The following is a 10,230-nucleotide window of genomic DNA, read 5'->3' as shown; positions in this document are numbered from 1 at the left end:
CCGGTTTCCCGCCTCCCCTGGAGCCCAATTCTGGCGCTCCGCCGGTTCAACAGGACCCGGCGGACTCCAATGTGTCCACCGTCTATTCGGCCGCGGCTTCAGTAATCGGGAGTACCGATACGAAAGTGCGGCCGTTCGATTTGGCGCGAAACTCCACGTGACCTTCGACCTTGGCGAACAGGGTATGGTCTGTGCCCATGCCGACATTAAGGCCGGGGTGCCAGGTGGTGCCGCGCTGACGCGCAATGATGTTGCCGGGAATCACGCGTTCGCCGCCGAACGCCTTCACGCCGAGGCGCTTGCCAGCCGAATCGCGGCCGTTGCGCGATGAACCGCCTGCTTTTTTATGAGCCATAGCCCGTCTCCGATCTCGATAAATTCTAGATCAATTCCTTGAAGGAATTGTCTCACAGATTCTCAACTTTCGCAGCGGCTTATTCCGCGGCGGGCTTTTTCTTCGCAGCCGGCTTCTTGGCTGCAGCAGGCTTGGCGGCGGCTGCCTTCGGAGCAGCGGCCTTCTTCGCCGGCGCCTTCTTGGCAGGAGCTTCGTCGCCATCAACCGGAGCGGTCACGACCGGCTTCTCACGCTTCGGGCGAGGTCCGATGGTCGGCGCCTTGCCGTCCGCCAGGATCTCGGTGATGCGGATCATCGTGAGTTCGTCACGGTAGCCACGCTTGCGCTTCGAATTCTTGCGGCGGCGCTTCTTGAAAGAGATGACCTTGGGGCCGCGCTTGTGGTCGAGCACTTCGGCTGCAACCGACGCACCAGCCACGAGGGGCAGGCCGAGCACAGGCGTATCACCGCCCAGCATGAGAACTTCACCAAGCTGCACGATCGTTCCGACATCGCCGGCGATCTTGCCAATCTCGAGCACATCATCCGGAACGACGCGGTACTGCCGGCCGCCGGTTTTGATGACTGCGAACATCGTTATATTCCTTCGTGTTCGATCCCGGCCTCGGATGATCCGGGCCGGCTTCTTGTTCAGTCGATAAGGGTTTGAGCTTTCGCGCTTTTCGATCGACGTTGCGATCCCACGCAAAAACAATCGGCGCGAGACAAAGCTTGCGCCGAAGCGTGCTTTATAGAGGGTGAAAGAGGGGAGTCAAGGAAAACGGGCGGAAAGCCGGCCAAAAACAGGGTCTTGGCGAAGCCTCGTCTTTCTCCTCTGCCATCCCCGGGCTCGCCCCGGGGATCCATCCATGCTGCGCGTGGCAAAAGAGATGGATGGCCGGGTCGGTTCCAGCCATGACGAGTTCTATTTTCCGATCAAGGGTTTACCGCCTCACGACGCCAGGCTGCGCATTTCCTTGATCAGGTCCGATTTGCCCTCGAAGCCGATGCCGGGGAGTTCCGGCATGGTGATGTGGCCATCGATGACCTTCACGCCGTCCGGGAACCCGCCATAGGGCTGGAACAGGTCCGGGTAAGACTCGTTGCCGCCGAGGCCGAGGCCGGCCGCGATATTGAGCGACATCTGGTGGCCGCCATGCGGGATGCAGCGGCGCCATGACCAGCCATAGCTCTTCAGCATCTCCAGCGTGCGCAGATATTCGACAAGGCCATAAGAGAGCGCGCAGTCGAACTGCAGCCAGTCACGGTCCGGGCGCATGCCGCCGTAGCGGATCAGGTTGCGCGCGTCCTGCATCGAGAACAGGTTTTCGCCTGTCGCCATCGGGCCGGGGTAGTGTTCGGCGAGCTTCGCCTGCAGCTCGTAATCGAGCGGATCGCCGGCTTCCTCGTACCAGAACAGGTCATATTGGCGCAGCGCCTTGGCATAGGCCACGGCCGTGTCGAGATCGAAGCGGCCATTGGCGTCGACAGCGAGTTTGGCCCCTGCGGGAAGCAGTTTCAGCACATGTTCGATGCGCTTGCAGTCGTCGGCGAGGGGCGCGCCGCCGATCTTCATCTTCACGACATTGTAGCCGCGATCCAGATAGCCCTTCATCTCGGAGGCGAGGCCGTCGAGGCCTTTGCCGGGATAGTAGTAGCCGCCCGCGGCATAGACGAAGACCTTCGGATCGGCCGACGTGCCGTAGCGTTCGGCGAGCAGGCGAAACAGTGGCTTGCCGGCGATCTTGGCGACCGCATCCCATACCGCCATGTCGATGGTGCCGATCGCGACCGAGCGCTCGCCGTGGCCGCCGGGCTTCTCATTGGTGAACATCGTTGCCCACACCTTGTGCGGGTCGATATTGTCGCCGGACGCGTCGATCAGGCTGTCAGGCTTGGCTTCCAGAATACGCGGCGCAAAGCGTTCGCGGATCAGGCCGCCCTGGCCGTAACGGCCGTTGGAGTTGAAGCCGTAGCCGATCACCGGTTTGCCGTCGCGGATCACGTCGGTGACCACGGCGACCAGGCTCAGGGTCATTTTGCTGAAGTCGATGAAGGCGTTAGCGATAGGGGATGCGATCGGAGCGGTACGCTCCCGGATGTCGACAATGCGCATGAGGCGCTCCTGCGGCTGGGGTGAGGCGGGTTTGCGGAGAGGCATACGCCTCGCTTAGCCATCTCTGAAATGGTCATTTTTCATCTGAGAAGTTCCCATCTAAGATGGCTGGGCCCCCATCCCGGACGTCCCATGCAAAGCTTCGATCCGATCTCGCTCCGCCTGTTCATCGCCGTCTGCGAGGAGCGCAACATCGCCAATGCCGCCAGACGCGAGGCCATCGTGCCCTCCGCGGTGAGCAAGCGCATCAGCCTGATGGAGCAGGAAGCCGGCGTGCAATTGCTCGAGCGCGGCCGCCGTGGTGTCACGGTGACCGCGGCCGGTGAAGCACTATGTCGCTATGCGCGCGAGTCGCTGCAATTGCTCGACCGGATGCAGGCCGAACTCGGCGCCTTCGCCGATGGCGTGCAGGGGCATGTGCGCGTGTTCGCCTCGAAGTCAGCGGTGGCGCAGGTGCTGCCGGAAGACATCAGCCTGTTCGCCAAGCGCTATCGTGACGTGCGCGTCAGTCTGGAAGAGCGCGAGATCTGGGAAGTCGTGCGCGGCGTCGAGGAAGGGCGTGCCGATATCGGCGTGTGCTGGAATGCGGTCGACCTGCGCGGCCTCAGGACATTTCCCTATCACCGCGATCATCTCGCCGTGGTGGTGCATCCCGATCATCCGCTGGCCAAACGCAAGTCAGTGTCGTTCGAGGATACGATTGACTTCGAGCATGTCGACATCGTCGCGCGCAGCATCATGCAGACGACGCAACGCAGTGTCGCGGCGGCGGCCGGCAAGCAGATGCGCTACCGCATCCAGGTCTCCACGGTGGATGCCGCCTATCGTATCGTCGCCGCGCAACTGGCCGTCGCTATCGTTCCTCAGGAGGAGGCGTCCACGATCCAGCAGACGCTGGGGCTCAAGGTCATCCCGCTCAGCAACGACTGGGCGAAGCGGCAATTCGTCGTCGCCGTGCGTGACAAGGGCTTGAGCAAACCGGCGCAATTGCTGCTGGAGAGCTTGAAGGAGAGCGCGAGCGAATGAGGATTCGCCAAATGGCAGTGTCGCGTCTGATCTTGAAGATGGATCGCGCAACCGATGTCGCGGAGCTGGACTAGTTCGGTCTTTGCGCCGGCTAGCGGCTCACGCGCGCATCGGCGACGGCACGCTGAAACAGCGCTGTCATCGCCTCCGAGATGCCCTGGTCCGGACTGACCTCAAAATAGAAGCCTGGCGAAGCACAGCTCTGCATATTGCCGGCGATCTGGCTGTTGGGTGAAGGTCCGTAAGGACCAGCGTTGAATGGTGCGATCCAGCTATTGTACCAGGCATTGGTCGGAAGTGCGAGGTAGGTCGTATAGAGCACGGCAATCTTGATGCCGCGGTTCTTCAACGCGGTGCAAAGCGCCGGATTGATCGGCGACTGGCATCGTCCACCAGTCGTCGGTTTCAGGCAGTTGCCTGGATTGTATTCGTCGGCCACGCCATCGGATACGAAGAAGAGATATTTGAGCGGTGCACCGGCTGTACCGGCTCCGGGGGCGCTGATGGCGCTGTTGATCGCCGGGAATATGGCGCTGTAGCCGGTGTCCTGATCGTTGTTGTCGTTCTGGCCGTTTACCGTCATCAAGTCGATGTTCCCGGCCGCCGTCTTAGCACTCGACAGGCTGGATGACAATGCGAACAGGGCTCTCAAACCGGATGTCGAGGCCGCAGCGCCGAAGTCGTAGATCGCCATGCGGAACTGGTTGGAATAGGTCTGCGTATTGGCTGCGGTATCCATCAACTTCTGGGTGGCAGTACGCAGCACGTCGATGCGCGTGACCACGCCGAGTTTCTTGGCGAGATTGTAGTAGTTGTTGGTGTTGTTGAGGTCGTGGCAGGCAAAGGCGCAGCTGTCCGACGTGTTCTTGACCATCAAAGCCACGTCTGCCGGTGTTGCGCCGACGCCCATGGACGGCGAATTGTCGAGCAGCAGGTAGAAATCGATATAATTCGGCATCGTCGCCGTTGCGACAGAACTGCCGGTGACGGTCATCTTGGAAAAGCCCATGACGGATGTGAGGCTGGTCGGCACATCCGCCGAGAATTGCATCGTGGCTGTCACGACGCCATTGGCGCGATTGACGGTCGCTGTCGTGCTGGTCAGCGTGAAACCGGTCCTGCCTGATGTATTGCCCTTGAAAATATTGATTGCATCGACGTCGCCCCCGGGGACGGGGCCGTCCGCTGTCATCGAACCTGCGGTAATGAATGCAGCAGACTTCTGTACGATGGAGCCGACGCTGGCCGTATCGAGGGCGGCTTGCAGTTGGGATCTGATCTGTAGTGCGCGCGTATAGTCGACCGCGGCGCCAACCATGGAAATAAGAGGGATGCATGTGATCGCGAATATGACCGCGACATTGCCGCGCCGGTCGCGGCGAAGACGATTAGTGAGCGTGAGGAATGACTTCAGCATGAAAATGCGCCCGTATGAACGCGGAGATAATTACCTGTGTTAATAAATTTACCGTTAGGTCGATCGCGGAAAGGTGGTGGTTCGAGCTGCTGCCATGTTCGTTAGTTAAGAATGTTCTACCGGCATCGTCGAAACACCGACATCGCTGAAGCCGGCCCGCAGGACCGATGCAAGGGGCGCGGCAGGAGCGCCCTGGCGGGGCGATGAAACAAACCGGCTCCCCGGGCATTATCAATGCGGTTCTGGTCTGGCAGGGGCGATATGGCTGAAGAAACAATGACGACCGTCGGCATCGGCAATCATGGTGCCAAGCGGCTGCCCTCCGTTGACGTGGACACGTTCAACATCGAGTTGAAGGACAATGACGGCTTTCTCGGTGATCGCGCCAGCAAGGGCGCATTTCGAAAAATTCTGGACGGCCTGCGCAAGCCGTTGAAGAAAAACGGCGAGGATCCGCTCGGCGAAAAGGCTGCCAACGAGATCAGAAAATCCAGCCTTGATGGGATTTTGCTCGGCGACGATGTGCCGGCGGCGGCGTTGCTGCATGGCGCGATCGAGGAGTTCGCCCAGGAATTGGCTTACGTTGTTCGCCGTTTCTTCAAGACCAAGGTCTGGGCCGATACCGAATGTATCGTGGTTGGCGGTGGCTTCCGCCAGAGCCGCGTCGGTGAACTTGCGATTGCGCGTACCGACGCTCTCCTGAAGGCCGAAGGTTTCAAGGTCGACTTGGTGCCGATCCGCTTTCATCCCGATGAAGCCGGTCTGATCGGCTGCCTGCATCTGGCTCCGTCATGGATCTTTGAAGGTTACGACAGCATTCTCGCGGTCGACATCGGGGGCTCCAACATCCGTTGCGGCGTGGTGGAAACCGGCTGGAAGAAATCGAAGGATCTCTCCAAGGCTTCGGTATGGAAATCCGATCTCTGGAAGCATGCCGATGACGAGCCGACGCGTGAAGGTGCAGTGAAGCGACTGGTGAAGATGTTGAAGGATTTGATCAGTGCCGCCGACAAGGAAGGCTTCAGGCTGGCGCCGTTCATCGGCATCTCATGCCCCGGCGTGATCAACGAAGACGGCACCATCGAGAAGGGCGCGCAGAACCTTCCGGGTAATTGGGAAAGCAGCAAGTTCAATCTGCCGGCCTTGCTTGTCGAAGGCATTCCACAGATCGGCGATCATGACACTGCGGCGCTGATGCATAATGACGGTGTTGTACAAGGTTTGAGCGAAGTGCCCTTCATGCAGAACTTCGAACGCTGGGGTGTGCTGACGATCGGAACGGGGCTGGGCAACGCCCGCTTCACCAACCGCAAGAAAGAGAAGGACGACAAGAAAGCGAAGAAGGACAAGGATTGAGCTTGGCGCTTGCCGGGCCGCCGCAGCGGCCCGGCATCAGAACTTTCGGTCCTTCAGTTTCTCGCGCTCCATGCGCAGGTCGTCCTGCGACAGCGGCAGGAGGTGCCAAGCCGCTATATCGTGGCGTACCGAGCGGATGAATCAGGCGCCTCAGCGATCACGGCTTGAGCGCAACGAACGAGGAGGCGCGGATTGACGGAGCGCGCCGAAGCTGGAAGCTTCACCGAAACGGTAATGAAATCGGTGGCTTATGCACGGCGCCGCACGGCATCCGCCCAGCGCGTGGCATTTTATTATCGCTCCAGTTACGCGGTTCGCGCGAGCCCCCTGCCAAAGGCGACCTGGCCGGGCATCGGCAAAGATCACGGAAATTCCTGTTCGCCCGGCTTGTCTGCCGAGTCATCCTCGCCTAGAACACCGCCAACCACCTGCGGGCGACTGCGGGTTCTTGGCGCCTTGGAGAGGTGGCAGAGTGGTTGATTGTACCGCACTCGAAATGCGGCATGGGTGCAAGCCCATCGGGGGTTCGAATCCCCCCCTCTCCGCCATTCACGCCAGAAAAACGTTATCTCTCAATGTCATCTGACGTGAGCCCCTTTGGAGCCCACATCTCAGCCCCTGCGTTGCGTTTGGCGATAGAGCGGTCGTTCCGGTTCGGTGCTCGCAAGGTCTCTTTCGGAAGAAATTTTCGGCCAGCTGCGGACAGGACCTGATGTCCGGCTCACGGCCAGACTAACCCATCTATAGCACCGAGCCGCGCCAGACGACGCGGCCAACGATTTCGATCTCCGTCGCGTCTTGCACAAAAGCGTGGTGCTGGGGATTGTCTGCCAGCGCGCGAATGCGGTTGCCCGCCTCCACATGTAGCCGCCGCAGGAGCATGTTCCCGGACTCATTGAGCAGATAGATGCGGCCGTCTTCGATGTCGCGGTCTTGAGTGTCAATCAGCACGGTGTCGCCGTTGCACAGCGTCGGTGCCATGCCGTCTCCCCGCACCGTCATAACCTTGAGCGAGGTGATATCAAGGCCATTGTCATTCAGCCACTTGTAGCAGAAGGCCTGGGCGGTGAAGTCGCTTTGAGGTTTACCGGTCTTCGGGTGCCGATCATGTCCGGGCATGAGTGGCAGCAGCCGCAGGGTGCTGCCGGGGAGCGGCGGCGTGTCGCCATCCCGCATCGCTCCGACCCCGCGCGCAAGCCAGTCGATCCGAACGCCGGCCGCATCGGCGAGCGCGACCAGAACCCGCCGCGACGGCTCGCCGCCGGCAAGATAGCGGCTGAGGCCGGACGGCGAGATCCCCGCCTTGCGGGCGAGGCCCGAGGCCCCGCCGGCCGCCTCTACGATTTGGTCGAGCCGGGCAACGAATCCGCCATCCGCATGGGAGACCGCCAAAGCCGCGTCTTCGCCCGCCAGACGGGCATATTTGGGGTCCATTTCCTTTTTCTTCGCTATCATGAAGTTTTTGCTCCGCGCCCGATCGAAAAACGAAAAACTGTACCCTAGTCGCTCTCGGCAGCTTTGGTATTGATAGCGCCTGAAACGCGATAGGGCAATCATCTAGCGCTATTGCGAAATTTGCGAGAGTTATATTGCAATGAGCGTTTTCAGCGCGCTCGATCGAGCGGCGCCCCGTTACTTCAAATGGCTGTTGCCGACGGGCTTGTTGGCCATCTGGTCGGCCGGTGCGGCGACAGGCGCCATTCCGGATGGCGTCCTTGCGTCGCCGTGGCATACCGCGCAGACGGCATGGAAGCTCGCAGCCGATGGCACCCTGCCGATCGCCATCGGCGAGTCGCTTCGTCGGGCGCTGTTCGGCCTCGTGATCGGGGGCGGCCTTGGTCTTGCTGCCGGGATCGTCTCGGGCGCCTCGCGCGGCGGCGAGGATTTGCTCGATGGCACCCTTCAGCTGCTGCGTACTGTTCCTTTCGTGGCACTCGCTCCGCTGTTCATCGTCTGGTTCGGCATATCTGAAGTCGCGAAAGTCGCGCTTGTCGCCTTTGCCTCGTTTTTTCCGCTCTATCTCAACACCCATGGCGGCATCCGCGACATCGATGCGCGGCTGATCGAGGTCGGGCGCGTCATGGGTCTGAGCCGCTGGGGAGGGCTCCGCGAGATCCTGGTGCCGGGCGCATTGCCGGCGATCCTCGTCGGGCTGCGCTATTCGCTGGTGATGTCGATCATCGCACTGGTGGTCGCCGAACAGATCAATCTCACCACCGGCATCGGCGCGTTGCTTGGGGATGCTCGCCGCTTCGTCCAGACGGACGTGATGGCCCTGTGCATCGCCGTCTATGCCGTGCTCGGCTGGGCCGCGAACAAGGGCGCCGAACATTTTGCAGACTGGCAGCTGTCATGGCGCAATGGCGTGCGGGCCTCATGACGGCGATCGAGGCAGGCCTGGCGCCCGGGTCCGGGCGACGAGCAGTATGGCTGCGCTGGCCAGCGCGTCTCGGCCTGCGTCGGCTGGCCATGCCGATCCTGCTGCTCGCGATCTGGGAGATCGCTGGGCGCGCAGGGTGGCTTTCGGCGGTCGCGCTGCCGCAGCCTTCGACCATTCTCGATGCAGGAGGCGCTCTCGTCCGCGATGGGGCGTTGCAGGCCGGGCTGGAGATCTCGTTGTTCAGGTTGCTGGTCGGTTTTCCGCTCGGCGTCGTCGCAGGCATCGCGCTTGGCATTGCCGTAGGACTCTCCGCCCGGGCCGAGGATTTGTTTGACGGGACGCTGCAGTCGCTGCGCGCCATTCCGTTTCTGGCGCTGGCTCCCATGTTCAGCCTGTGGTTCGGCGCCGATGAGGCCTCCAAGATTGCGCTGGTCTGCTTCGGCGCGGTGTTTCCGGCCTATCTGAACACCGTCGCAGGCATTCGCGGTGTCGATGGGCGGCTCGCCGAGGCGGCGAGAGCGTTCGGCGTTCATGGCTTTGGCATCGTCACCGAGGTGGTGATGCCGGGCGCGATGCCATCAATCCTGGTCGGCCTGCGGCTGTCTTTCTCGTGGGCGCTGGCAGCGCTGGTGTCTTCGGAGCTGGCGGGTGTCGGCACTGGCCTTGGCGCTCTGGTCGCGCAGGCCCGCGAATTCGCCCAGACCGAAATCGTCATCCTGTGTGTCGTGATCTACGCGCTGGTCGGCTTCACCGCCGATGGCCTGGCGCGCGTTGCAGAATGGAGGCTGTTGTCATGGCGCCGATCGTTTCCCGATTAATAAACGAGCGCGCGACGCCCGTTGTCAGCGTGCGCGGCGCGACGCGGCAATTCGGCGATCGGCAGGTTCTAAGGCAGATCGATGTCGATATCGCACCAGGCGCGTTCGTTGCGTTGCTCGGTGCAAGCGGCTGCGGAAAGACAACATTGTTGCGGCTTCTCGCCGGGCTCGACCAGCCGGATGCGGGCGACATCGGTGTGCCGGAGCGCCGCGGCATCGTCTTTCAGGATGCACGCCTGCTGCCGTGGCGGAAGGTCTGGCGCAACGTCATGCTCGGCCTGTCCCGAGACCGGGTGCGCGCCGAGCACGCGCTCGATGAAGTCGGTCTCGGCGCGCGCATCGATGACTGGCCCGGCACCTTGTCGGGCGGCGAGGCGCAGCGCGTCGCGCTGGCGCGCGCATTGGTGCGGCAGCCGGAGCTGCTGCTGCTGGACGAGCCCTTCGCGGCGCTCGATGCGCTGACCCGGCTGCGCATGCAGCAGCTTGTGCTCGACCTGTGGCAGGCACACGGGCCCGCCGTTCTGCTCGTCACCCACGATGTCGATGAGGCCCTCACTCTGGCGGACCGGGTCCTTGTCATGCGCGACGGACGTATCGTCGTCGATCTTCCCGTGACCTTCGATCGGCCGCGCGCGCGCGCCGCCGCGGGCTTCGAATATCTGCGGCGGCAATTGCTTGAAGAGCTCGGCGTGTCCGCGACGGGTGACGATGGCGTGCAGCGTCGCCAAGCGACGGCGTCCTAGTTGGGGCGCTCCTGTGGCCGAACCATCAAAAGGGAAGACC

Annotated in this window: 10 protein-coding genes and 1 tRNA gene; 6 read left to right on the top strand and 5 right to left on the bottom strand. The window is 62.0% G+C overall.

Annotation, left to right across the window (positions count from 1 at the left end; translation table 11 throughout):
• Nucleotides 1-82: 82 nt before the first annotated feature.
• The 3 genes from rpmA to ACEK02_RS18860 all read right to left on the bottom strand — a co-directional run bounded on the left by rpmA (nucleotide 83) and on the right by ACEK02_RS18860 (nucleotide 2,450).
• Nucleotides 83-355: a 50S ribosomal protein L27 gene (gene rpmA / locus ACEK02_RS18870; RefSeq protein WP_068737821.1), complete on the bottom strand. Its 273-nt coding sequence runs from the start codon at nucleotides 353-355 to the stop codon at nucleotides 83-85.
• A 79-nt stretch (nucleotides 356-434) separates the two neighbouring features.
• On the bottom strand, nucleotides 435-929 hold the full coding sequence (gene rplU, locus ACEK02_RS18865) for a 50S ribosomal protein L21 (protein ID WP_371423099.1): 495 nt from the start codon (nucleotides 927-929) through the stop codon (nucleotides 435-437).
• A 357-nt stretch (nucleotides 930-1,286) separates the two neighbouring features.
• Nucleotides 1,287-2,450 (bottom strand): mandelate racemase/muconate lactonizing enzyme family protein, encoded by a 1,164-nt coding sequence (locus ACEK02_RS18860; RefSeq protein WP_371423098.1) that lies wholly within the window; start codon nucleotides 2,448-2,450, stop codon nucleotides 1,287-1,289.
• A gap of 132 nt (nucleotides 2,451-2,582) precedes the next feature.
• Between ACEK02_RS18860 and ACEK02_RS18855 the strand changes: the two genes are divergently transcribed.
• Nucleotides 2,583-3,476 carry a LysR family transcriptional regulator gene (locus ACEK02_RS18855; protein WP_371423097.1) on the top strand — a complete coding sequence of 298 codons (894 nt, stop codon included), beginning with the start codon at nucleotides 2,583-2,585 and terminating at the stop codon, nucleotides 3,474-3,476.
• Between the two features lie 91 nt (nucleotides 3,477-3,567).
• Here the strand turns inward: ACEK02_RS18855 and ACEK02_RS18850 are convergent, their stop codons facing one another.
• Nucleotides 3,568-4,893, bottom strand: coding sequence for a TadE/TadG family type IV pilus assembly protein (locus ACEK02_RS18850; protein ID WP_371423096.1), 1,326 nt, complete (start codon nucleotides 4,891-4,893; stop codon nucleotides 3,568-3,570).
• A 261-nt stretch (nucleotides 4,894-5,154) separates the two neighbouring features.
• On the opposite strand from ACEK02_RS18850, the gene ACEK02_RS18845 reads away from it, so the two are divergent.
• Together ACEK02_RS18845 and ACEK02_RS18840 are read left to right on the top strand one after the other, a co-directional pair.
• Nucleotides 5,155-6,249, top strand: coding sequence for an ROK family protein (locus ACEK02_RS18845; RefSeq protein WP_371423095.1), 1,095 nt, complete (start codon nucleotides 5,155-5,157; stop codon nucleotides 6,247-6,249).
• 458 nt (nucleotides 6,250-6,707) lie between these two features.
• Nucleotides 6,708-6,797 (top strand) — tRNA-Ser (locus ACEK02_RS18840).
• A gap of 193 nt (nucleotides 6,798-6,990) precedes the next feature.
• Here the strand turns inward: ACEK02_RS18840 and ACEK02_RS18835 are convergent.
• Nucleotides 6,991-7,704 carry a S24 family peptidase gene (locus ACEK02_RS18835; protein ID WP_371423094.1) on the bottom strand — a complete coding sequence of 238 codons (714 nt, stop codon included), beginning with the start codon at nucleotides 7,702-7,704 and terminating at the stop codon, nucleotides 6,991-6,993.
• 139 nt (nucleotides 7,705-7,843) lie between these two features.
• On the opposite strand from ACEK02_RS18835, the gene ACEK02_RS18830 reads away from it, so the two are divergent.
• From ACEK02_RS18830 to ACEK02_RS18820, 3 genes are read left to right on the top strand one after another with little or no spacing between them, the layout of a single operon-like run.
• Nucleotides 7,844-8,629 (top strand): ABC transporter permease, encoded by a 786-nt coding sequence (locus ACEK02_RS18830; protein ID WP_371423093.1) that lies wholly within the window; start codon nucleotides 7,844-7,846, stop codon nucleotides 8,627-8,629.
• Nucleotides 8,602-9,447: an ABC transporter permease gene (locus ACEK02_RS18825; protein WP_371423092.1), complete on the top strand. Its 846-nt coding sequence runs from the start codon at nucleotides 8,602-8,604 to the stop codon at nucleotides 9,445-9,447. The genes ACEK02_RS18830 and ACEK02_RS18825 overlap by 28 nt, the downstream gene beginning before the upstream one ends.
• Nucleotides 9,423-10,190: an ABC transporter ATP-binding protein gene (locus ACEK02_RS18820; protein WP_371423091.1), complete on the top strand. Its 768-nt coding sequence runs from the start codon at nucleotides 9,423-9,425 to the stop codon at nucleotides 10,188-10,190. The genes ACEK02_RS18825 and ACEK02_RS18820 overlap by 25 nt, the downstream gene beginning before the upstream one ends.
• Nucleotides 10,191-10,230 lie beyond the last annotated feature (40 nt).

This window comes from Tardiphaga sp., from assembly GCF_041424195.1.
GTDB lineage: Bacteria > Pseudomonadota > Alphaproteobacteria > Rhizobiales > Xanthobacteraceae > Tardiphaga.
This window is presented reverse-complemented; position numbering and strand designations above follow the sequence as displayed.

Excerpts from the sequence above, each read along its gene's own strand:
- rpmA (WP_068737821.1), bottom strand. The coding sequence starts at position 355 with ATGGCTCATAAAAAAGCAGGCGGTTCATCGCGCAACGGCCGCGATTCG.
- rplU (WP_371423099.1), bottom strand. The coding sequence starts at position 929 with ATGTTCGCAGTCATCAAAACCGGCGGCCGGCAGTACCGCGTCGTTCCG.
- ACEK02_RS18860 (WP_371423098.1), bottom strand. The coding sequence starts at position 2,450 with ATGCGCATTGTCGACATCCGGGAGCGTACCGCTCCGATCGCATCCCCT.
- ACEK02_RS18855 (WP_371423097.1), top strand. The coding sequence starts at position 2,583 with ATGCAAAGCTTCGATCCGATCTCGCTCCGCCTGTTCATCGCCGTCTGC.
- ACEK02_RS18850 (WP_371423096.1), bottom strand. The coding sequence starts at position 4,893 with ATGCTGAAGTCATTCCTCACGCTCACTAATCGTCTTCGCCGCGACCGG.
- ACEK02_RS18845 (WP_371423095.1), top strand. The coding sequence starts at position 5,155 with ATGGCTGAAGAAACAATGACGACCGTCGGCATCGGCAATCATGGTGCC.
- ACEK02_RS18835 (WP_371423094.1), bottom strand. The coding sequence starts at position 7,704 with ATGATAGCGAAGAAAAAGGAAATGGACCCCAAATATGCCCGTCTGGCG.
- ACEK02_RS18830 (WP_371423093.1), top strand. The coding sequence starts at position 7,844 with ATGAGCGTTTTCAGCGCGCTCGATCGAGCGGCGCCCCGTTACTTCAAA.
- ACEK02_RS18825 (WP_371423092.1), top strand. The coding sequence starts at position 8,602 with ATGGCGCAATGGCGTGCGGGCCTCATGACGGCGATCGAGGCAGGCCTG.
- ACEK02_RS18820 (WP_371423091.1), top strand. The coding sequence starts at position 9,423 with ATGGCGCCGATCGTTTCCCGATTAATAAACGAGCGCGCGACGCCCGTT.